Source organism: Bradyrhizobium erythrophlei, assembly GCF_042430365.1.
Taxonomy (GTDB): Bacteria; Pseudomonadota; Alphaproteobacteria; order Rhizobiales; family Xanthobacteraceae; genus Bradyrhizobium; species Bradyrhizobium erythrophlei.
On sequence record NZ_JBHMET010000163.1, the window covers coordinates 29,789 to 52,857 of the forward strand.

Annotated in this window: 12 protein-coding genes; 6 read left to right on the plus strand and 6 right to left on the minus strand. The window is 65.0% G+C overall.

The genetic code is table 11. From position 1 onward, the window contains the following. Positions 1–17: 17 nt before the first annotated feature. From ACFFWD_RS25070 to ACFFWD_RS25090, 5 genes are all read left to right on the plus strand, one after another. Positions 18–2,732, plus strand: a complete 2,715-nt coding sequence (locus tag ACFFWD_RS25070) for a DUF4118 domain-containing protein (protein WP_376969603.1) — start codon at positions 18–20, stop codon at positions 2,730–2,732. Then, a complete protein-coding gene (locus tag ACFFWD_RS25075) occupies positions 2,729–3,418 on the plus strand; it encodes a response regulator (RefSeq protein WP_376969605.1) in 690 nt (229 codons plus the stop codon). The genes ACFFWD_RS25070 and ACFFWD_RS25075 overlap by 4 nt, the downstream gene beginning before the upstream one ends. Positions 3,419–3,477: 59 nt before the next feature. Then, positions 3,478–3,717: a DUF6496 domain-containing protein gene (locus ACFFWD_RS25080; protein WP_376969607.1), complete on the plus strand. Its 240-nt coding sequence runs from the start codon at positions 3,478–3,480 to the stop codon at positions 3,715–3,717. A 79-nt stretch (positions 3,718–3,796) separates the two neighbouring features. Continuing rightward, positions 3,797–6,412: a DNA ligase D gene (gene ligD, locus ACFFWD_RS25085; protein ID WP_376969609.1), complete on the plus strand. Its 2,616-nt coding sequence runs from the start codon at positions 3,797–3,799 to the stop codon at positions 6,410–6,412. A 137-nt stretch (positions 6,413–6,549) separates the two neighbouring features. Further along, entirely contained in the window at positions 6,550–6,858 is a 309-nt protein-coding gene (locus tag ACFFWD_RS25090; RefSeq protein WP_376969611.1) for a polyhydroxyalkanoic acid system family protein, read from the plus strand. Positions 6,859–6,871: 13 nt separating this feature from the next. On the opposite strand, the gene treY is transcribed toward ACFFWD_RS25090, so the two are convergent. The 6 genes from treY to ACFFWD_RS25120 are packed head-to-tail and all read right to left on the minus strand — an operon-like array spanning position 6,872 to position 20,895. Beyond that, positions 6,872–9,655 carry a malto-oligosyltrehalose synthase gene (gene treY / locus ACFFWD_RS25095; protein ID WP_376969613.1) on the minus strand — a complete coding sequence of 928 codons (2,784 nt, stop codon included), beginning with the start codon at positions 9,653–9,655 and terminating at the stop codon, positions 6,872–6,874. Between the two features lie 4 nt (positions 9,656–9,659). Then, the gene (gene treZ / locus ACFFWD_RS25100) at positions 9,660–11,414 is read right to left on the minus strand and encodes a malto-oligosyltrehalose trehalohydrolase (RefSeq protein ID WP_376969615.1); all 1,755 of its coding nucleotides are present in this window, start codon (positions 11,412–11,414) and stop codon (positions 9,660–9,662) included. Continuing rightward, positions 11,411–13,483: a glycogen debranching protein GlgX gene (glgX, locus tag ACFFWD_RS25105; protein ID WP_376969617.1), complete on the minus strand. Its 2,073-nt coding sequence runs from the start codon at positions 13,481–13,483 to the stop codon at positions 11,411–11,413. The genes treZ and glgX overlap by 4 nt, the downstream gene beginning before the upstream one ends. A gap of 3 nt (positions 13,484–13,486) precedes the next feature. After that, on the minus strand, positions 13,487–15,634 hold the full coding sequence (gene glgB, locus ACFFWD_RS25110; protein ID WP_376969619.1) for a 1,4-alpha-glucan branching protein GlgB: 2,148 nt from the start codon (positions 15,632–15,634) through the stop codon (positions 13,487–13,489). After that, on the minus strand, positions 15,631–18,936 hold the full coding sequence (gene treS / locus ACFFWD_RS25115) for a maltose alpha-D-glucosyltransferase (RefSeq protein WP_376969621.1): 3,306 nt from the start codon (positions 18,934–18,936) through the stop codon (positions 15,631–15,633). The genes glgB and treS overlap by 4 nt, the downstream gene beginning before the upstream one ends. Positions 18,937–18,945: 9 nt before the next feature. Then, positions 18,946–20,895, minus strand: coding sequence for an alpha-1,4-glucan--maltose-1-phosphate maltosyltransferase (locus ACFFWD_RS25120; protein ID WP_376969623.1), 1,950 nt, complete (start codon positions 20,893–20,895; stop codon positions 18,946–18,948). A 200-nt stretch (positions 20,896–21,095) separates the two neighbouring features. Between ACFFWD_RS25120 and malQ the strand changes: the two genes are divergently transcribed. After that, positions 21,096–23,048, plus strand: coding sequence for a 4-alpha-glucanotransferase (malQ, locus tag ACFFWD_RS25125; protein ID WP_376969625.1), 1,953 nt, complete (start codon positions 21,096–21,098; stop codon positions 23,046–23,048). Positions 23,049–23,069: the final 21 nt, after the last annotated feature.

Sequence of the window (23,069 nt, forward strand, 5' to 3'; positions counted from 1 at the left end):
GATGACTATATTGGCGTATGGCCAGTCAGTACCGCGATCTTGAAAAACGACCCTCGCCGGATGCGCTGCTCGAGGCGGCGCGTCGGGAGACCGATCGCTCCGGGCGGCTGAAGATCTTCATCGGCGCCGCTCCCGGCGTCGGCAAGACCTACGAGATGCTGCAAAGCGCCCACGCCCGCCTCAAGGCAGGCGTCGATGTCGTGGTCGGCGTCGTCGAGACTCACGGGCGGGCCGAGACCGAATCGCTGCTGAAGGGTCTCGAAGTGGTTCCGCGCAAGCGGCTGAACTATCGCGACCAGATGCTCGAGGAGATGGACCTCGATGCCTTGATTGTGCGGCGCCCGCAGCTCGCCCTCGTCGACGAGCTCGCCCACACCAACGCGCCGGGCAGCCGGCATCCCAAGCGCTATCTCGACGTCGAGGAATTGCTGTCGCGCGGCATCGACGTCTACACCGCGGTCAACATCCAGCACATCGAGAGCCTCAACGACGTCGTCGCGCAGATCACCCATGTGCGGGTGCGCGAGACCGTGCCGGATTCGGTGTTCGACCGCGCCGACGCCATCGAGCTGATCGACCTCACGCCCGACGACCTGATTCAGCGGCTGAAGGAGGGCAAGGTCTATGTGCCCAAGCAGGCCGAGCGGGCGCTGGAGCATTATTTCTCGCCGGGCAATCTGACCGCGCTGCGCGAGCTGGCGTTGCGCCGCACCGCCGAGCGGGTCGACGAGCAACTGCTCACCCACATGCAGGCCAATGCGATTGCCGGCCCCTGGGCCGCCGGCGAGCGCATCCTGGTTTGTCTCAGCGAAGACCCGCGCGCCGCCGGCCTCGTGCGCTACACCAAGCGCCTCGCCGACCGGCTGCATGCGCCGTGGACCGCCATCAGCATCGAGACCCGCCGCAGCCTGCAACTGACAGACGAGGAGCGCGACCGGCTCGCCGACATCATGCGGCTGGCTGAATCGCTCGGCGGCGAGGCGCTGACCATTCCGGGCGTCGGCGGCCGCATTGCCGACGACATCATCAGCTTCGCCCACGCCAACAACGTCACCCAGATCATCATCGGCAAGTCGACGCGTTCGCGCTGGTTCGAGATGACGCGCGGATCGGTCGTACACGATCTGGTGCGGCGCGCCGGCAATATCAGCGTCAACGTCATCGCCGGCGACGAGCAGTCTGTTGCCAAGACGCAGGTGCAGACCGCGGCACGGTCCGAGCCGTTCAATCTGTGGCCCTATCTGATGTCACTTCTGATCACGGCGATAGGGCTCGGCGCAGCGGCGTTGATTCAACCCAGGTTCGGTGTTGAGAACGTCGATCTCGTGTTCCTTACCGCCGTCGTTGTCGTGGCGGTACGCTACGGCCTGTGGCCGTCGCTGCTCGCCAGCGTCGCGGCCTCGCTGGCCTACAATTTCTTCTTCCTGCCGCCGGTCTACACCTTCACCATCACCGACCCGACCAACATCGCGGCGTTCTTCTTCTTCATGCTGATCGCGCTGCTTGTCTCCAATGTCGCGGCGCGGGTGCGTATTCAGGCCGATACCGCGATCGGCCGGGTGCGCACCACCGAATCGCTCTATGCCTTCAGCCGCAAGCTCGCGGGCACCGCGACCCTCGATGACGTGCTGTGGGCGACCGCCTACCAGATCGCACTGATGCTCAAGGTCAGGGTGGTGTTGTTGTTGCCGCAGAATGGCGTGTTGACGGTGATGGCCGGTTACCCGCCGGAGGACCAACTCGACCAGGCGGATCTCGCCGCGGCAAACTGGGCCTGGGCCAACGATCGCCCCGCCGGCCGCGGCGCCGATACGCTGCCGGGCGCCAAGCGGCTGTTCCTGCCGATGCGCACCGGCCGCGGATTGATCGGAGCCATCGGCATCGATAGCGACAAGACGGGGCCGCTGTTCACGCCCGACCAGCGCCGGCTGCTCGATGCACTGGTCGACCAGGGCGCGCTTGCGATCGAGCGCGTGCTGCTGGTCGAGGACATGGACCGCGTCAAGCGCACGGTCGAGTCCGATCGCCTGCGCGGCGCGCTGCTGACCTCGATCTCGCACGACCTCAAGACGCCGCTTGCCTCCGTGCTCGGCTCGGCCTCGACCTTACGCGACCTCGGATCGAACCTGACGGATGCGCAGAAGCATGACCTGCTGGCGACGGTGATCGACGAGTCCGAGCGGCTCAACCGCTTCATCGCCAATCTGCTCGACATGACCAAGCTTGAGTCCGGCGCCATCGTGCCGAACACCGCGCGGCATGATGTCGGCGAGATCGTCGGCAGCGCGCTGCGCCGCGCCGGCAAGATCCTGGTCCATCACAAGGTGTCGCTGGAGCTGGCGGCCGACCTGCCGATGCTGGAGCTTGATGCCGTGCTGTTCGAGCAGGTGCTGTTCAACCTGCTCGACAACGCCGCCAAATATGCGCCATCGGACACCACGATCTCGATCCGCGGCGCGCGCGATCGCGAGACCATCGCGCTGCAGATCATGGACGAGGGCAGCGGCATTCCGGTGGACGAGCTCGAAAGCGTGTTCGATAAGTTCTATCGGGTCGAGAAGCGCGACCATGTCCGTCCCGGCACCGGCCTCGGGCTTGCGATCTCCCGCGGCTTCGTCGAGGCGATGCATGGCACGATCGCGGCGGCGAACCGTACCGACCGCAGCGGCGCCGTCATCACCATCCGCCTGCCTGTTACGGCCGACACCAACGCGCTGGACACCGCTGCATGAATGCCAATTCGATCAAGGTCCTGGTCATCGACGACGAGCCACCGATCCGCAAATTGCTGCGGATGGGGCTGAGCACGCAGGGCTACGACATCCTCGAAGCCTCCAACGGAAAAAATGCACTGGAGATGCTGGCCGAGGAGCCGGCGCTGATCATCCTCGACCTCGGGCTGCCCGACATCCAGGGCCACGACCTCCTGCGGATGATCCGCGGCCGCAACGAGAATGTGCCTGTTGTGGTGCTGTCGAGCCGCGGCGACGAGGCCGGCAAGGTCGAGGCGCTCGATCTCGGCGCCGACGACTATCTGACGAAGCCGTTCGGCATGGACGAGCTGCTGGCGCGGATGCGCGCCGCGCTTCGTCATCAGTTGCAGGTGCAGGGCGAGCGGCCGGTGTTCCGCTCCGGCGACCTCTCGGTCGATCTGGTGCGCCGGATCGTCAAGGTCGGCGAGAAAGAGATAAAACTTTCGCCGAAGGAGTATGACCTGCTGCGCGTGCTGGTGCAGCATGCCGGTAAGGTGCTGACGCACCGCTTCCTGCTCAAGGAGTTGTGGGACGAACTCACCGACGCACAGTATTTGCGCGTCTATGTGCGGCAATTGCGCCAGAAGATCGAGGCCGATCCGGAGCGTCCGCAATTCGTCTTGACCGAGACCGGTATCGGTTATCGGCTGCGCGCAGCGGATTAGCTGAAAGGCGGAACTTTCGCTTCCGGAGAGGATTACGCTTCCTGACCGGGAGCAAAGCCATGGCAAGAATATATTCGAGGAAAGCATCGAGCGACGTTCGGCGTGCGATGAAGAAACGCAAGGCCGGGACGCTGCGCAGCGGCCGCTCCAAGAAGAAGGTGACCAGCCGGAAGCAGGCGATTGCGATCGGCCTTTCCGAAGCGCGGGCGAAGGGTCGGAAGGTGCCGAAGAAAGCGGCGAAGGCGCGGAAGACCACAAAGAAGCGGAAAACTGCCAAGAAACGCAAGGCGCGGGCGTGACACGTCCCGGCTTTCGGCTGTAGCCGGGTGAGGCGGGTTCACGGTAAGAATAGGCCGCGTCGCTTGGACAGGACCGATCGTGCCCCTCAAACGCCTCTCGCTCTACCGCGATAAACGCGATTTCGAGAAGACCAGTGAGCCGTCGGGCGACGCCACGGTCGCGCCGGCGAAGCAGCGGCGCTTCGTGGTGCAGAAGCATGACGCGACCCGGCTGCACTATGACTTCCGGCTCGAATTCGACGGCGTCTTCAAGTCCTGGGCGGTGACGCGCGGCCCTTCGCTTGATCCGCACGACAAGCGGCTGGCGGTGGAGGTGGAGGACCATCCGCTCGACTATGGCGACTTCGAGGGCACGATCCCCGCGAGTGAATATGGCGGCGGCACGGTACAGCTCTGGGATCGCGGCTACTGGGTATCAGACGATCCCGAGCGCGGATTCAGGAAGGGCGACCTGAAGTTCACCCTGTTTGGCGAGAAGCTGCATGGCAGCTGGGTCCTGGTGCGAATGAAGAACGACCGCTACGGCGGCAAGCGCACCAACTGGCTCTTGATCAAGCATCGCGACGAATACGCGGTGGACGGTAACGGCGGCGAGATTCTCGAGGACGGCCGCTCGGTTGCGTCGGGCCGATCGATGGCTGAGATCGCGGCCGGCAAGGGGCGGGCGCCGAAGCCTTTCATGTTGGCAAGGGGCAGCGGTAAGGCCAGAGCGGACGCCGTCTGGCACTCCAACCGCGGCGAGGCGGCCGGGGCCCGAGCGAAGACCAAGGCGCCGCCGCCGAAGACGCAGCCGATCGCGAAGCCGAAGAAGGTGTCGGCGATACCGGATTTCGTCGCGCCGCAGCTTTGCGCGTCGGTCGAAACTCCGCCCGGCGGCACCGGCTGGTGCCATGAGCTCAAGTTCGACGGCTATCGCGTGCAGCTGCGGGTCGAGGACGGCGAGGCCGTGCTCAAAACCCGCAAGGGGCTCGACTGGACCGAGAGGTTCGCAGGCCTCGCCAAGGAAGGTAGCAAGCTGCACGACGTCCTCATCGACGGCGAGATCGTCGCCTTGAATGATGGTGGCGTTCCAGACTTCTCGACGTTGCAGGCGGCGATCGCCGACGGCAAGACCAACAAGCTGATCTTCTTTGCCTTCGACCTGCTGTTCGCCGGCAAGGAGGATCTGCGCGTGCTGCCGCTACGGGAGCGCAAGGCGCGGTTGAAGCAATTGCTGGCGGCGCGCAACGGCAACGACAAGCTGATCCGCTATGTCGAGCATATCGATGAGCCCGGCGCGACCGTGCTCGAATCGGCCCGTCAGCTCAAGCTTGAGGGGATCGTCTCCAAGAAGCTTGATGGGCGCTACCGGTCCGGGCGCTCCGATGACTGGACCAAGGCCAAGATCCGCGCCGGCCAGGAGGTCGTGATCGGCGGGTGGAAGACCACCAACGGCAAATTCCGCTCGCTGATGGCCGGCGTCTATCGCGGCGACCAGCTGGCCTTTGTCGGCATTGTCGGCACCGGCTTCGGCCAGGACACGGTGCGCCGCATCATGCCGGCGCTGAAGGCGGCCGCCTCGGACAAGAGCCCGTTCGGCGGCGAGGATGTGCCGAAGAAGACCCGCGACGTGCATTGGCTGAAGCCCGAATTGGTTGCCGAGATCGAGTTCGCCGGCTGGACCGAGGGCGGCAATATCCGTCAGGCCGCCTTCAAGGGCTTGCGGCAGGACAAGCCCGCGCGCGAGGTGGAAGCGGAGACGCCGGGCGTGACCAGGGTGGTGAAGCCGATGGGCAAGGGTGCGGGAAAAGCTTCCGCCGCGGTGATGGGCGTCGTCATCTCCCATCCGGACAAGGAGCTGTGGCCCAATGCCGGCGACGGCAACGGCGTCACCAAGCTCGATCTGGCGAAGTATTTCGAGGCCGTCGGCGAATGGATGATCGGCTATCTCAAGGGCCGGCCGTGCTCGATCGTGCGTGCACCTGATGGCATCAAGGGCGAAACCTTCTTCCAGCGCCACGCCATGGCCGGTACGTCGAAGCTGCTCAAGCTCGCCAAGGTGTCGGGCGACCGCAAGCCTTACTTACAGATCGATCAGGTCGAAGGCCTGGCCGCGGTCGCGCAGCTTGGCGGGCTTGAGCTGCATCCATGGAATTGCGCGCCCGATGCCTACGACACGCCGGGCCGGTTGGTGTTCGATCTCGATCCGGCGCCCGATGTCGAATTCGCCGAGGTGATCGAAGCCGCCAAGGACATGCGCCAGCGCCTGACCGCAGTCGGCCTGGAAAGCTTTTGCAAGACCACCGGCGGCAAGGGTCTCCACGTGGTGGCACCTCTGCTCCACGGCGCAAGGGACAAGGTGACGTGGAAGGAGGCCAAGACGTTCGCGCAGGCCATTTGCCAATGGATGGCGCAGGACGATCCCGCGCGCTATCTCATCAACATGTCCAAGGCCAAGCGCAAGGGAAAGATCTTCCTCGACTACCTGCGCAACGACCGGCTGTCGACCGCGGTCGCGGTGTTGTCGCCGCGCGCGCGTGACGGCGCCACGGTTTCGATGCCGCTCACCTGGGCGCAGGTGCGCGGCGACCTCGACCCGACGAAGTACACGGTGAGCAGCGTGCCTGGCCTGCTGGCGAAGAGCAAGGCGTGGGATGGATACGAGGATGCGGCGGCGTCGATCAAGACGGCGATGAAGAAGCTGGCGGTGAAGTAGCAGTGCTGCAGTTTAGGGTAGGCAAAACGAACCGCAATTTGAAATGTTCCCGCCGCACGGCCGTGATAAAATCGCGTAGCCCTTCCGTTTCTTTGGAACAGAACTACATCAGCTTGAAACGGTGAAGGAGCTCTGCGATGTCCGCGCCGCTTGTCGTCTCGATTCCACACAGCCTTGGCCGTGACGAAGCCATGCGTCGGCTGAAAGGCGGGTTGTCGCGCGCGGCAGCGAGCGTGCCGGTGCTGAGCGTCGACGAAGAACGCTGGGACAACAACCGCATGAGCTTCCGGGTGCGCGCGCTGGGGCAGGTCGCCGCCGGGCATCTCGATGTCGAGGACGCGTATGTGCGTCTGGAGGTGACGCTGCCGTGGCTGTTGCAGCGTTTCGCCGAAGCTGCCCAGATCGCCATTCAGAAGCGCGGGCAATTGCTGCTCACCAAGCGTTGAACTGCGGCGCGGACTAGGTGTGCAGGCGCGCGCGTTTGTGATTTCGCCTGGCTGCGGACGTGACCCTGGCTTTCAGCACCACGACGGGCAAGTTCGCGAACAGCGTTGAGAGTTGAATCTTGGTCTCGCCGCCCGGGAGCGCATACCCCGCCACATCGATCGCGCCTTCAAAGGCTTCGGGGCGTGGCCATGCGCGCCCGCCCTGCGTGAAGGGGGCAAATGATTTCGCCGCCGCGACGATCGCTGCGTCGCGGCCGTGGCGCCTCGCAAATGCGATTGTGTGATCGTGATGTGGTCCGCTCACCTCGATCGGTTGATAGTCACCGTCGGTGAAAATGTCGGCCATCTCGTTTCGGAGCCGCAACAGATGCCGGGTCCATGCCAGCTTGAGGCGGCTGTCACGCCAGTTCCGTACCAACGCGCTCCAGTCGGGCGTCTCCACGGTGGGCAGGGCATCCGCGCGTTTGGCAAAGTCGACCGGCCGGCGGTTGTCGGGATCGACCAGCGAGAAGTCCCAAAACTCCGTGCCCTGATAGAAATCCGGAACACCCGGCATGGTCGCTTTCAGCGTGACCTGGCTCAGCGCGTTGAGCACGCCGAGCAGCGCCAGACGCTGCGCCAGTGTCTGCAGGGCGTGGAGGAATTCGGCTGAGACGTTGCGATCGAAGATCCGGGCGAGGAAGGTCTGGACGCCGGCCTCATAGGGCTCGAGCGGATTGAGCCAGCTCGTCTCCTGCTTGCCCTCGCGCGCGGCCTTCAGGGCATAGGCCTGTATCCGGGCGACGAAGTCCTTGTCATCCGGCTCCCATGCGCCGAGCAGCGCCTGATACAACATGTATTCGAAGGTCGCCGACGGCGCGCGCGTCTCACCGTCGAGCACGAGTTGCGGCGCGTTCAGCACCTTCCAGCGCGCGACAGCGCTGGTCCATTCGCCTGGGATCTCGGCGAGCGCCATGATCCGTGCGCGGGCGTCCTCGCCGCGCTTGGTGTCGTGGGTCGCGGTCGACGTCATGCCGTGCGGCCATTCGCGAACCCGCGCTGTCATCATCGCATGAAACCGATCGACCGAAAGCCCGCGCGCCGCGGGATCGCCGCCGACCTCGTTGAGCGCGAGCAAGCGGTGATAGCGGTAGAAGGTCGTGTCCTCCAGCGACTTTGCCATCATCGGGCCGGTGAACTGCTGCACCTTGAGCGCAAAGCGGCGGACCCGCGGCGCGCTGTGCGGCGGTCGGCCCGGTTTGAGCAGGTCCATGGTGAGAGCATCGCGCAGGAAATCGAAGATGCCTTCGTCGGCCGCGAACCAGTCGGCGCGGGCGCGCGCGATGGTTTCGTTGATCAGGGCACGGTCGTGCGTGGTCGGTCCGGACGACGCCAGATAGGTCCGATAGACCGGGAAGTGCAGCACATAAAGCTCGAGCGCCTGCCGCAGGCTGTCCGCCGAATAGTCGCGGGTTGAGTAGTGGCCCGAGGCGATCCGCGCCAGCAGTCGGGCGAGCACGGTGAACTCGCTGGTGAGCAGCGTCTCCAGCACGCGGCGCTTGGCCGCGCGCAACACCGGTTCGAGCTGTGGCGACTGGTTGCTGATCTGGCGCCATACCTCGTTGAGGGGATCGAGGCCGTTGCTATCGACCAGCACATGGCTGATCACGTTCATCGATTCATATCCGGTCGTGCCATGGACACCGGCGAATCGTGGCAGCTTCTCGTCCTCGCCGAGGATCTTCTCGACCACCATGTAGAACGGCTTTGCCTTCGTGCCTTGCGCGTCGCGGATCAGGCGGCGCAGGCGATGGAAATACTGCGCGGGATCGCGCAGGCCGTCGATATGGTCGAGCCGGAGACCTTGCAGCCTGTCCTCCGCGATCAGCCGTTTCACCAGACTGTGGCTCGCCTCGAACGTTGCGGCATCCTCGACCCGCAGGCCGGCCAACGTGTTGACGTCGAAGAAGCGGCGGTAGTTGATGTCGCTGGAGGCAAGCCGCCAGTGGCCGAGCTTGTAGTTCTGGCGTTCGAGCAGGTGATGCAGCGCAAGCGTCTGTGCCGGACGGTGTTCGCCGGCGCGATAGGCCTCAAGGCCGCGCGCGATGATGTCCGTGCCGCCGTCGATCGCTTTCAACGCGGCCTTGAGGCCCGGAGCCTCGTTGCGGTTCGGGTGACGCAATCCCCTGTAGCGCGCGGAAAGCGCAAGCAGCGCACGCCCGGCGGCGCGCTCGTCGGCGCCGGCGTCCCGGACGATCGTCCGCAGTACCTCGCCATAGCGTTCCGGCGCGATCGGCAGCCGGTGCTCATAGTACCAGGCGGAAAAACTGCCGTCGCCGGCGTCGTAGCGCAGCTCGATCTCGCCGCGCTCCAGCGCCTGCCCGTAGGACGAGCCGAGGATCGGCAGCAGCACGCCGCCGCGGGCGCGATAGGGCAGTTGGTCCCAGTCGATGTCGAAGGAGACCGCGTGCGGCGAGGCCTGTCCCCATTCCAGCACGTCGACCCACCATGGATTGTCGGAGAAATGCACGCCGACATGGTTTGGCACGAAATCGAGGATCAGGCCGAGATCGTGCTGCTTGAGTGCTTCGCTAAATCGCATGAAGCCGGCTTCGCCGCCGAGCTCCGGATTGAATTTGGTGTGGTCGACGACGTCGTAGCCGTGCGTCGAGCCCTTGCGCGCCTTCATGAAGGGCGAGGCATAAACGTGGCTGATGCCGAGCGCCTTCAGATATGGTGCCACGCGGGCGGCGGCATCGAAGTCGAAATCGGCGGTAAGTTGCAGGCGGTAGGTCGCGATCGGGATCGCGGGAGGCATTATGCTATCCGATGTACCAGCACACCGACCAGACGGGCATGTTGCCCGACAACGCGCGGCCCCAGATCAGGGTTCCGCCGGATTCTGAAATGTCGGCGATCTCACGGTCGGACAGATTGGCAGTGAGCGTGAGTCTTTTTCCGTCACCCATCTGCCAATGCGCGCTCAGGAGACCGGCCACGGTACCCGCACCGCCGAAACGCGCGCCGGCGAGCCGTGGCGTGATTTCGCGCCGACGAACGGCGAGCAACTCGCGCACGAGTGTCAGGCGCGTGCGGCCCGGTTCCTGCTCGCGTGCGCTCCAGTCGAGCACGGCCGACTGCACGGTCGCTTTGTCGAGCGGATCGGGAATCTCGTCGCCGTATTTTTCGAACGCAAAGGCATATTCCTCGCGCCGTCCCTTGCGGACCGCGTCGGCAAGATCGCCCTTGAAATCGCAGAAGAACGGAAACGGCGATGTTGCGCCCCATTCCTCGCCCATGAAAAGCATCGGCGTCGTGGGTGCGAGCAGGGTGACGGCAAGCGCGGCCTCGATGCCGGCCGGCTTGGCGATGGTTTCGAGGCGGTCGCCAAACGCGCGATTGCCGACCTGGTCGTGGTTTTGCAGGAAGTTGATGAAGCAGGTCGGCGACAGCGCGCCGCTTGGTTCGCCCCGGCGCTTGCCGCCCCAGAACGCCGAGACCTCGCCCTGATACACGTAACCCGACGCCAGCGCGCGCGAGAGATCGTCCGCCGGCGCGCGTTGATAGTCGCCGTAATAGCCCTGGGCTTCCCCGGTCAACAGCACGTGCCAGGCATGGTGATAATCGTCGTTCCACTGCCCACGATACTTGCCGCGCGGCGGATCATCCGCGGCATCCAGCAGGCTCGCGCGGTTGTCGCTATTCTCGAGCACAAGGTTGATATGCCGGCCGGTCGCGGCGGCAAGCTGTCCGGTGGCGGCGCTGAGCTCATGCAGGATCGGAAGCTCGCCGGGCTCGACGATAGTGTTGACGGCGTCGAGCCTGAGCCCGTCGAACCGATAGTCGCGCAGCCACGACAGCGCATTCTCGATCGCGAGGGCGCGCACCTCGGGCACGCGATAGTCGATCGCGCTGCCCCATGGCGTATGCGCATCGGTGAAGAAGGCCGGTGCATAGCGGCCGAGATAGTTTCCCTCGGGCCCGAAGTGATTATAGACAACGTCGAGCATCACCATCAGCCCGCGCAGATGGGCTTCGTCGATCAGGGTCTTGAGGTCGTCGGGCCGCCCATAGGCGCTGTCGGGCGCGTACCACAGCACGCCGTCATAGCCCCAGTTGCGCTTCCCTGCGAAATCCGCGAGTGGCATCAACTCCAGCGCCGTGATGCCGGTCGCCACCAGATGATCGAGCCTGTCGATCATGGCGCGATAGGTGCCTTCACGCGTGAAGGTGCCGACATGGGCTTCAAGGATGACCGCCTCATGCCAGGGACGTCCGCGCCAGCTCGCGGCGCGCCATTGGAACGCTGCGTGATCGATCACCTCGCTCGGGCCGAACACGTCGTCCGGCTGGAATGCCGAGGCCGGATCGGGAACGTCGATCTCGTCATCGATGCGGAATTTGTAGCGCGCACCAGCGCCAACGCCCGGGATCTCGGCGACGTACCAGCCGCCTGCGTCACGCGTCAGCGCGTGGGGCTTGTCGAGCAGGAGATCGACCTGCTTTGCCGCCGGCGCCCACAGCCGGAAGCGCGCGCCGTCCTGCGTCAGCTCCGGGCCGAAGTGACGCGCATTCATGCGGAGCCCGCAAAGGCCAGCACCGAGCGCGGCGGTGCCTTGGTGTCGGCGCCGGAGGCGAATTGCTCGGGCATCAGGACCGCCTCGGTCGTGTTCAGCACCTGTTGCCAAGTCTTGTACTCCAGCATTTTCGGCATCTTGAACACGATCTCCTCGGGCGCGGCATTTAGCACGATAAAGATCGGCGCCTGCCCTTGTTCCATCGGCCCGAGCACATAGGAGAGAAACCGCCCCTCGGGGAATTTCCAGTCGGATTCCTTCATCTCCTCCGCCGAGGGCGTCAGCCACAGCACGCCATAGCTGCCGTCGGTGCGGCGGCCGTCGAGCCAGTGCTGGCAGCGGATCTGCCCGAAACGACGGCGCAGGCCGGTCAGGTGGCCGATATAGTCGGTGAAATCGTCGTCATTGCCGAGGTTCTCCCAGCCGACCCAGCCCGTCTCGTTGTCCTGGCAATAGGCGTTGTTGTTGCCGTTCTGGGTGTTGGCGACCTCGTCGCCGGCGAGGATCAGCGGCGTGCCCTGCGCGAGCAGCAGGCAGGCAAGCTGGTTCTTGCGGAGCTGGCGCCGCAAAGCCACGATGTTGGGATCGTCGGTCGGGCCTTCATGACCGCAATTGTTGCTGTGATTGTCGTTGGAGCCGTCGCGATTGTCCTCGCCGTTGGCCTCGTTGTGCTTCTCGTTGTAGCTGAAGAGATCTGCGAGTGTGAAGCCGTCATGCACCGTGATGTGGTTGATGCTGGCGCGGGTGGCGCGGTTGTCGTGGTGAAACAGGTCGGAGGACGCCGTCATGCGGCTGGAAATGTCGCCGATCAGGCTGCCTTCACCGCTCCAGTAACGGCGCATCGAGGTCCGATAGCGGTCGTTCCATTCCGACCATTGCGAGGGAAACGCGCCGACCTGGTAGCCGCCGAGGCCGAGATCCCAGGGCTCGGCGACGACCTTGACGGTCGCAAGCACCGGGTCCTGACGCACGGCAGTGAGGAACGAATGGCTGCGATCGAACCCGTTCGGTCCGCGCGCCAGCGTGGTCGCAAGGTCGAAGCGGAAGCCGTCGACATGGCAGACTTCGACCCAGTAGCGCAGCGAATCCATCACCATCTGCAGCACGCGCGGATGGGTGAGGTTGACCGAGCTGCCGCAGCCGGTGAAGTCGTCATAGAAGCGCGGGTTCTCGCGGTTCAACCAGTAATAGGAGGCGTTGTCGATGCCGCGGAAGCACAGCGTCGGGCCGAGATGGTTGCCCTCGGCGGTGTGGTTGTAGACGACGTCGAGCAGCACCTCGATCCCGGCGTCGTGCAGCCGCGCCACCGTGGTGCGGAACGAATCCAGCGCATTGTCCTGGGCGTACCGCGCTTCGGGCGCGAAGAACGCGATGGTGTTGTAGCCCCAGTAGTTGACGAGCTTCTTCTCAACCAGCACGCGGTCGTCGATCAGCCCGTGCACCGGCAACAGCTCGACGGTGGTGACGCCGAGCCGCTTCAGGTGGTCGATCATCGAAGGCGAGGAAAGGCCGCCATAGGTGCCGCGCAAGCCGGGCGGCACGTCCTCGCGCTTCTGCGTCAGGCCCTTGACGTGCGCCTCGTAGATGACGGTGTCTTCCCAGGGGACGTGCGGGCGGATCTCGCGGCGGCCCCAGTTGAAGGTTTCGTCGACCACCACCGCCTTCGGCATGCCGCGGGCATTGTCGCGCCGGTCAAACGAGAGGTCCTCGCGCGCACTGCCGGTGCGATAGGCGAAATGCGCGTCGCTCCAGACCAGCCGCCCGGCGAGCCGCTTGGCATAGGGGTCGAGCAGCAGCTTGTTGGAGTTGAAGCGGTGACCGCGCTCGGGCGCGTAAGGACCATAAACGCGATAGCCGTAGAGCTGGCCCGGCGAGATGTCGTTGAGATAGCCGTGCCAGATGTCCTCAGTGCGCTCCGGCAGCTCGATTCGCTCGAGCTCGCGGCGGCCCTGGCCATCGAACAGGCACAGCTCCACCTTCTCCGCATTTGCCGAGAACAGCGCAAAGTTGGTGCCCCTGCCGTCCCAGCTTGCACCAAGGCGTGAGGACGTCCCCGCAGTCAGTCGCATGGATCAGCTTTCCGGTACGAGGAAGATCGCAGCCAGCGGCGGGATGGTCAAACTCAGCTCGGGGGTGGCTCCTTCCAGTGCGCGGACTTCGCCGATATTGCCGACATTGCTGCCGCCATAATGCGCCGAATCCGAGTTGAACACCTCGTGCCACTTGCCCGCAAAGGGCACGCGGACGCGGTAGTCGCGGTAGACGTTCGGCGAGAAGTTCATCACCACGAGGCAACGCGCGCGAGCCCCGTCACCTTTCCGGATCCAGGCGAACAAATTGTTGTTGGCGTCGTCGGTGATAACCCATTCGAACCCGGCTTGGTCGCAATCGAGCTCGTGCAGCGCGGGCAGCGCGCGATAGAGGCGGTTGAGGTCGCGGATCAGAGACTGGACGCCGGCATGTTTCGGCTGCTGCAACAGGTGCCAATCCAGCGAATGGTCGTGGTCCCATTCGCGCTCCTGGCCGAACTCGCAGCCCATGAACATCAGCTTCTTGCCGGGATGGCCGAACATGAAGCTGTAATAGACACGCAAATTTGCGAAGCGCTGCCAGTCGTCGCCCGGCATGCGCCCGAGGATCGAGCGCTTGCCGTGCACGACCTCGTCATGCGAGAGCGGCAGGATGAAGTTTTCCGAGAAGGCGTAGTGCAGGCCGAACAGGATGTCGCCGTGGTGGTATTTGCGGTGGATGGGATCCTTGCCTATATATTTCAGCGTGTCGTGCATCCAGCCCATGTTCCACTTGTAGCCGAAGCCGAGCCCGCCATATTCGACCGGGCGCGACACCTGCGGCCAGGCGGTGGATTCCTCCGCCGCCGCCGTCGCCTGCGGGAAATGCGCGAACAGTTCGGTGTTGAAGCGGCGCAGGAAGTTGATCGCGTCGAGATTTTCCCGTCCGCCATATTTGTTCGGAATCCAGCCGCCGGCGGGACGGCTGTAATCGAGATAGAGCATCGAGGCGACGGCGTCGACGCGAAGCCCGTCGACGCCGTAGCGGTCGAGCCAGAACAGCGCGTTCGACACCAAGAGATTGGCGACCTCGGTGCGCCCGTAGTTGTAGATCAGCGTTCCCCAGTCGAGGTGGCGGCCCTGTTGCGGGTTGGCGTGCTCGTAGAGCGCGGTGCCGTCGAAATGGCCGAGGCCGTGGGGATCGTCGGGAAAATGGCCGGGCACCCAGTCGAGCAACACGCCGATGCCTTCGCGGTGGCAGGCGTCGACCAGCGCCGCAAAATCCTCCGGGGATCCGAAGCGGCTGGTCGGCGCGAACAGGCCGGTCGGCTGATAGCCCCAGGAGCCGTCGAACGGATGCTCGTTGACGGGCAGGAATTCGACATGGGTAAAGCCCATGTCACTGACATAGGCGGGGAGCTGTTCGGCGAGGTCGCGATAGCTCAGCCATTCGTTGCGGCCCTTGCGCCGCCACGAGCCGAGATGGGCCTCGTAGATCGAGACGGGCGAGCTCAGCGCGTTGATGCGCTCGGGCGCCGGACGCGGATGCGGGATCCTGCGCTCGTCGATCACGATCGATGCGGTCTTGGGGCGGACCTCGGCGGCAAAGGCGAGCGGATCGGACTTCAGCGGCAAATGCTGACCGTTATGCCCGACGACGTCGAACTTGTAGCGGTCGCCGATCCGTGCGCGGGGGACGAACAGCTCCCAATAGCCGGCGCCGCGGACCCGCATCGGATGGCGCCGCGCATCCCAGAAATTGAAGTCGCCGACCACGCTGACGCGGCGGGCGTTCGGCGCCAGCACCACGAAGGCCACGCCATCGACGCCATCGAGGGTCATCGGATGGGCGCCGAGGGTGTCATAGACCCGCAGGTGGGTGCCTTCGCCGAGCAGATAGAGATCGAAATCGCTGAGCACCGGCGGGAAGCGGTAGGGGTCCTCCAGCTCGACGACATTGTCGCCGAAGCGCGCGCGAAGCTGATAGCGGGTTGCGCCGTTCGGCAGCGTGCCGGCGAACAGGCCGGCGTCATGGATCCGCGTCAGCGCCGCGGTCTCACCATGCTCGCCGATTGCCTCGACCGCGCTTGCCTCCGGCAGGAAGGCGCGCACGACGCTGCGATCCCCCTCGGTGTGGAGGCCAAGATAATGGAAGGGATCGGAGTGACGGCCCTCGATGATGGCATAGGCCTCGGCCGGCAGTTTGATCATGCACCCTCATGCGGCTGTTGCGCCAGGATCCTCAACAGGCCGGTCAGCGGGACCCCCAGCCAATCCGGCCGGTTGGCGAGCTCATATTCGATCTCGTAGAAGGCTTTCTCAAGTAGGAAAAAGTTCAGTAGGCGTTCGGCGGCCTTGGCGTCGGCCGGCCACAGCCGCTGGCCGGCCATGGTCTCGCGATAGCTTGCGAGGAAGGCCGCCGTCGCGCGGTCGCGCCATTCGGCCAGCGCCAGGCTCAACTTGCCGCCTTCGTCGGGAGCGACCTTGAGTGCGCGCTCCAGCGCGGCCGTCGTCGCATAGTCGATCGAGCGGATCAGGCCGGCGACGTCGCGCGCCGCCGGCGCCTTGCGCCGCCGTTCGGCGATGGTGCGGCCCGGCCCGCCGTCGAAATCGATGATGAAGACGTCGTCCTTGACCACCAGCAACTGGCCGAGATGGAGGTCGCCGTGATGGCGGATGTTGAACCCGTCGATATCGCGCGGCAGCAGGGCCTTGAGCCGCTCCGGCAGCGCGTCGTGCTGCGCCAGCAACTGGTCGGCCAGCAGCCGGTCGCCCTCCTTCAACCCGTCGCGCCGCTGCTTGAGCGCGTCGAACACGCGCTCGGCGCGCGCCATGATCTCGTCGTTCCAGCGCTGCACGTCCTCGGGCCGGGTCGGCTCCGGCGCGAAATCCGGAAGCTCCCTGTTGCTGGCGAGCGCGATGTGCAACTCGGCGATCCGTTTCCCGCTGTGCGACATGTAGCGCAGGATCGAGGCCTGATTGTCGCGTTCGGCGGGATCTTCGCTGGCGGCGAGCAGCCGCTGCTTCTCGACCAGGCGGTCGAGCTGCGCGGCGGCCACCGTCCAGAGTTCGCCCTGATTGACCACGAACGCATGCAGGACCCCGATCGCGCTGCGCTTGTCGCCTTCGATCAGCTCGGCGGTGCCGAGCAGGGCGGGGCTGTTGGCGAAGGCAGCCACCTCGGTGAGGAAGCGCCCCATCTCGATCTCCGGATTGATGCCCGCCTCGAGCTTCCGGTAGATCTTGGTGACGTATTCGTTGTCGACCAGCGCGGTCGAGTGCGGCTGATCGTTCTCGAAGACGCGGATGCGCTCCGGTTGCCGGATCGGCTTGTCGGAGAAGCGGCTGGTCGGCCTGAATTCGAGCTTCAGCCCCTGTTCGCCTTCGTCGATCGTCAAATGCTCCCGTAGATTGCGCAGGAACAGCGCCGTGAAGATCTGGTCGGTGGCGACATCGAGCAGCGTGCCCTCGCGCGCGCCCTGGCGCACGGCCGCGAAGGCGCGCGGGTTGTAGCGTTCGCGGTCGAAGCGCACCCACTCGATCTGCATCGGCAGCACGTAGCGGCTGGTGATGCCGCGCTGCGTGGTCTCGAAGAAGGCAAGCCACGGCCGGTTGTCGCCGATGTCGCAGTACGGGATCGCCGACACCACTGTGGGCCGGATCGCCTTCGCCGACCTCTCCGGGTACCAGCGCGTGCGCGCCAGGTGTCCGGGCAGCACGTCGCGCTCGAACACGCCGCGCTCGCGCGCCAGCGACATCCAGGTCGAGTTGACCGGCACCACGAGGGTTTCGAACTCCGGGACCGCGCGCGGCGCCACCGGCTCGGACTTGTCGCGCTCCTGCAGCTGGAACCAGTAGAACCCGTACGGCGCCAGCGTGATCATGTAGGGCAGCTCGCCGATCGCCGGGAAGCGCGTACGGCCGAGCATCTCCAGCGGAATGCGGTCCTTGAAGGCGGAGAGATCGAGCTCGGTCGCTTGCGCGGAGCGCGACAGATTGGCGACGCACAGGATCGCCTCGCCCTCGTACTGCCGCACATAGGCCAGCACCGAGCGGTTCTCCGGCCGGATGAACGTCATGGTGCCGCGTCCGAAAGCCAGCGTCGACTTGCGCACCGCGATCAGCCGCTTGGTGGCGGAGAGCAGCGACGACAGGCTGCGCGACTGCGCCTCGACGTTGACGGACTCGTAGCCGTAGACCGGATCCATGATGGTCGGCGCATAGAGCCGCGCCGGATCGGCGCGCGAGAAGCCACCGTTGCGGTCGGGCGACCACTGCATCGGCGTGCGCACGCCGTTGCGGTCGCCGAGATAGATGTTGTCGCCCATGCCGATCTCGTCGCCGTAATAGATGATCGGCGTGCCGGGGAACGACAGCAACAGCGAGTTCATCAGCTCGATCTTGCGTCGGTCATTGTCCATCAGCGGCGCCAAACGCCGGCGGATGCCGACATTGATGCGCGCGCGCGGGTCGTTGGCATAGGTCGACCACAGATAATCGCGCTCGACGTCGGTAACCATCTCCAGCGTCAGCTCGTCGTGATTGCGCAGGAACAGCGCCCATTGGGACACGGCCGGGATGTCGGGCGTCTGACGCAGGATGTCGGTGATCGGAAAGCGATCCTCTTGGGCGATCGCCATGTAGATGCGCGGCATCAGCGGGAAGTGATAGGCCATGTGGCATTCGTCGCCGCGGCCGAAATATTCCTGCACATCTTCCGGCCATTGGTTGGCCTCGGCCAGCAGGATCTTGCCCTTGGCGTAGGCGTCGAGCTCCTGGCGCAGCTTCTTGATGATCGCGTGGGTCTCCGGCAGGTTCTCGTTGTTGGTGCCGTCGCGCTCGCAGAGATAGGGGATAGCGTCGAGCCGGAAGCCGTCGACGCCGGTGTCGAGCCAGCGCTTCATCACCTGGACGATGGCGCTCACCACGCGGGGATTGTCGAAGTTCAGGTCGGGCTGGTGCGAGAAGAAGCGGTGCCAGTAGAACTGGCCGGCCTCCGGATCCCAGGTCCAGTTCGACTTTTCGGTATCGGTGAAGATGATGCGCGTGCCGAGGTATTTCTGGTCGGTATCGCTCCAGACGTACCAGCTCCGCGCGCTCGAGTTCGGCGCGCTGCGGCGTGCGCGCTTGAACCAGGCGTGCTGGTCGGAGGTGTGGTTGACGACGAGCTCGGTGATGACGCGCAAGCCGCGCTTCTTGGCTTCCTGGATGAAGCGCTTGAAGTCCTTCATCGTCCCGAAATCGGGATTGATATCGCCATAGTCGGCGATGTCGTAACCGTCGTCGCGGCCGGGCGAGGGGTAGAACGGCAACAGCCACAGCGTGGTGACGCCGAGCTCCTGCAGATAGGGAAGCTTCTCCGTCAGCCCCGCGAAGTCGCCGATGCCGTCATTGTTGCTGTCGGCAAAGGCCTTGACGTGAAGCTGGTAGATGATCGCGTCCTTGTACCACAGCTCGTCCACGGTCTCGGTGGCGACCCGTTCCTTGGCATCGACGGTGGAGAATACGTTCATGGCCGCTCCTCAAGCCACGCAGCGGAACAACAGCGCGGGGTCGCGTTCGGGATCGATACGCAAACGGATGCCTCCCCATTCGAGCTGGTGACGCTCGCCGGTGACGAGGTTCTCCACCGCGGTGACGGGGCGGCGCGCGTCGCCATTGCCGTCCTCGACGTCACCGAGCGGAAGCCAGAATTCGTGCGCATCGCGCGACAATGCGATCGCGGCGACGACCACGTTGGTGCGGTCGACCGATTCCTTGACGAAGCCGATCACGTTGCTGTCGTCGATGCCGACAAACCGCAGATTGCTCGTCTGCTGCAGGGCTGAATTGTCGCGCCTGATCCGGTTCAGCGTCGCGACATAGGGCTTTATGTTGTCCGGACTGTTCCAGTCGCGAACCTTGATCTCGTATTTCTCGGAAACGAGATATTCCTCACGGCCGGGGATCGGGGCATGCTCGACGAGTTCGAAGCCGCTGTAGAGGCCGTAGCTGCTCGACAGCGTCGCGGCCAGCGCGAGACGCGACTTGAACATCCAGGGTTCACCGCTTTGCAGGTGGAAGGGCAGGATGTCAGGCGTGTTGACGAAGAAATTCGGCCGAAAGAAGTCGCGCTCGGGATAGGAGATCAATTCACCGAGATACTGCTCGAGCTCCGAGCGTTGCGTACGCCAGGTGAAATAGCTGCAGGATTGCGTGAAGCCGAGCTTCGCGAGCGCCTTCATCAGCTTCGGACGCACAAAGGCTTCCGCCAGGAAAAGCACGTCCGCGTCGTGGCGCTGCACCTCGCCGATCAGCCATTCCCAGAACGGCAGGGGCTTGGTGTGCGGGTCGTCGATCCGGAAGATCCGGACGCCCTGATCGACCCAGAACAGGACGATGTCGCGCAGCGCGTGCCACAGCGCCGTGGCGTCGTCGCTCGCGAAATCGGGATTGACGATGTCGTCGCATCGCCGCGGCGGATGGCCGCCCTCGCGTATCGATCCATCCGGGCGCCGCCTGAACCATTGCGGATGCAGCGTCAGCCAGGGATGATCGGGCGAGCACTGCACCGCCAAGTCGAGCGCGACCTCCATGCCATGGGCGCGGCATGCCGCGACGAAGGCGCGAAAATCCTCGAGTGTTCCGAGTTGCGGGTGCACGGCATCATGGCCGCCGTCGGCGGAGCCGATCGCGTCGGGGCTGCCGGGATCGCTGTCTTGCTCCGTCATGGCGTTGTTGCGGCCCTTGCGGTGCAGCGCGCCGATCGGATGGATCGGCGCGAGATCGACGACGTCGAAGCCCATATCAGCGATATCGGGTAGCCGCGCGATGCAGTCGTTGAAAGTCGCATGCTCCCCCGGCACCTTGCCCTGGCTGCGCGGAACCATTTGATACCAGGCGCCGAAGCGCGCCCGCGGCCGGTCGGCCGTGAGCGGAAACAGCCGCGAGCGCGTCAGATCGCTGCGAAACTGGCTGTCGGCCATCGCCTCGCGCAATTCCGGCGCGAGCAGCGCGCTCGCCTCGCCGGTCTGCAAATAGAGTTCGCATTGCCTGATGATCACGGCCGCCGCGGCCGGGCCTGCGGCCTGCGCCTTGGTCAGCATTCCTGCACCTTCGATGGCATCCAGCGCGAGGTCGCTGCCGGTGTTCCGCCGCTGCCCGAAACGCTGCCGCCAACTGGCGAATTCATCAGTCCAGGCTTCGATCGCGTAGGAGTAGCGGCCCGGGCGATCGGGCGTGAACGAACCGCCCCAGCGATCGTCGCTGTGCAGCATCATCGGCGCGCGCCGCCATTCGTCGTCGCCCTCGTGCCGCCACACCAATGCGGCCGCGATCACGTCATCTCCGTCGCGATAGATGTCGGCCCAGACCTCGACCGGCTCGCCCGCGATGCGCTTGACCGGAAAGCGACCGCCGTCGACCGACGGATAGACGTCGGCGATATGAAAAGTGCCGCTGGCACCCTCGACAGACCGGGCAGTTTTGTTCACGGTGATGCCGCCATCGAAATGCAAATGACGTCCCGGCGGCGGGAAGGAGGCGCGCCAGACCCATATAGAAAGCCGCTCGCCGGGTATTGGTTCCCTGGGAACGCCGGCCGGGGCAGAGCGTTAAGCACCGTCTAACCCTTTCCCGTATCTGGACAATTTCGCAACGATCCAAATACCGTTGCGTGCAAGCAGCGTGCCGAATGGACCTTTACGCCAAAGCCAAGACCCTGGGAATTCAGACCGAATTTATCGACGGCCATGGTCAACGCCGTGTGACGACATCAGAGGCCCTGGCCGCGATCCTCGCGGCGCTGCCGCGGCAGACACCGCGGCGCTTCGTTGCGGATCCCGTCGTCATCCGCGCTGGTCGCCCCGCCCGAACGGAGCTGTCGGATGCGGCCCAGTTCCCGGTGCGCTGGACAATCACGAATGACGCAGCCTCGCTCGCGCAAGGCGAGGCGCGCGAGCGGAACCTGGCGTGGCCGCCAAATCTGCCGGAAGGCGTGCACCAATTGCATCTGACGGACGCGTCGGGGGTCAATGAAGAGCTGCCGCTGCTGGTTGCGCCGGAGACCGCCTTCGGCGGCGACTTCGACCGCTGCTGGCTGATCGCCATCCAGCTCTATGGCGTGCGCTCCGCCCACAATTGGGGTATCGGTGACTTCACCGATCTGCAGCGCCTGCTCGAATTCGTCCATCGGCTGGGTGCCGACGGCATCGGTCTCAATCCGCTGCACGTGCTGTTCGACGATCGGCCCGGCGACTGCAGCCCGTACTCGCCGAACAGCCGGCTGTTTCTCAACGCGCTCTATGTCGATGTCGAGAGGATTCCGGAATTCCGGGTCGATGCGGAGACGCAGGCCGCCTTGACGAAGCTTCGCAGCAGCGACGTCGTCGACTACGTGGCTGTCGCTGGGCTGAAATGGCGCGCGCTGCGCACGGCATTCGCGAGCTTCAAGGCCAACCCGGGCCTCGGCCGGTGGCACGAATTCGAGACCTATCGCGGCGAGCAGGGCACGCTGCTGTCGCACTTCGCCTGCTTCGAGGTGATGAGGCGCAAGTTCAACACGCCATGGTGGGAATGGCCGGATGAATGGCGGCAGCCCAACGAGGCAGCCTGCGCCAGGCTGCGCAGGGCGCGCGATACCGCCGCCGAGGTCGAGTTCGTCGAGTTCGTGCAATGGACGGCCGACCAGCAGCTTCGCGACTGCAAGGAGTTCGCCCACAAGCTCGGCATGCGTGTCGGGCTCTATCTCGACGTCGCCGTCGGCGTGCAGTCGGATGGCTTTGATGCCTGGAATGAGCAGACCGCGATCTCGCGCCATCTCGGCGTCGGCGCGCCGCCGGACCCGCTCAACACCGCCGGTCAGGACTGGGGGCTTGCCGGCTTCAATGCCGCCGGCCTCGAGCAGCGCGCCTTCGAACCGTTCAGGCAGATGCTCGACGTCGCGATGCGCCATGCCGGCGCGATCAGGCTCGATCACGCCTTCGGACTGAAGCGGCTTTACCTCGTGCCGCGCGGCTTTGGCCCCGCCAACGGTGCCTACGTGATGATGCCGTTCGAGGCGTTGTTGGCGGCGACCGCGCAGGAGAGCGTGGCGCACCGCTGCGTCGTGATCGGCGAGGATCTTGGCACCGTGCCGGAAGGCTTTCGCGAGCAGATGAACGGCTGGGGCATCTGGTCCTATCTTGTGATGATGTTCGAGCGTGACGATCAGGGCACATTCCGCAACGCCGATTATTACCTTGCAGATGCTCTCGTCACATTCAACACCCACGATCTCTCGACCTATGCCGGCTGGCGCTCGTTCAGCGACCTCAAGACCAAGCGCGCGCTCGGGATCGACCCCGGCGAAACCGACGAGGCCCGCTGGCATGCGCTCGGCAAGCTCGACGACGTGCTGCGCCAGCATGACATCAACAATCACGATCTCTATTCGGTCGTGAGTTTTCTGGCGCGAACCCCGTCGCGCATGATGGTGGTCTCGCTGGAGGATCTCTTGGGTATCATCGAGCAGCCCAACATTCCCGGCACGGTGAACGAACACCCGAACTGGCGGCGGCGGCTGCCGGTCTCGATCGAGCAATTGGCGTCCGCCATCGACGTCGATGCCCTCAAACGCGCGACACATGCGCGGTCGCACGGAGGGTGATCCAGCACGGAACCACAGAAC

Coding starts and splice junctions, on each gene's coding strand:
- glgX (WP_376969617.1), bottom strand. CDS start 13,483: ATGCGACTGACTGCGGGGACGTCCTCACGCCTTGGTGCAAGCTGGGAC.
- ACFFWD_RS25080 (WP_376969607.1), top strand. CDS start 3,478: ATGGCAAGAATATATTCGAGGAAAGCATCGAGCGACGTTCGGCGTGCG.
- glgB (WP_376969619.1), bottom strand. CDS start 15,634: ATGATCAAACTGCCGGCCGAGGCCTATGCCATCATCGAGGGCCGTCAC.
- ACFFWD_RS25090 (WP_376969611.1), top strand. CDS start 6,550: ATGTCCGCGCCGCTTGTCGTCTCGATTCCACACAGCCTTGGCCGTGAC.
- treZ (WP_376969615.1), bottom strand. CDS start 11,414: ATGAATGCGCGTCACTTCGGCCCGGAGCTGACGCAGGACGGCGCGCGC.
- treS (WP_376969621.1), bottom strand. CDS start 18,936: ATGAACGTATTCTCCACCGTCGATGCCAAGGAACGGGTCGCCACCGAG.
- ACFFWD_RS25075 (WP_376969605.1), top strand. CDS start 2,729: ATGAATGCCAATTCGATCAAGGTCCTGGTCATCGACGACGAGCCACCG.
- malQ (WP_376969625.1), top strand. CDS start 21,096: ATGGACCTTTACGCCAAAGCCAAGACCCTGGGAATTCAGACCGAATTT.
- ACFFWD_RS25070 (WP_376969603.1), top strand. CDS start 18: ATGGCCAGTCAGTACCGCGATCTTGAAAAACGACCCTCGCCGGATGCG.
- treY (WP_376969613.1), bottom strand. CDS start 9,655: ATGCCTCCCGCGATCCCGATCGCGACCTACCGCCTGCAACTTACCGCC.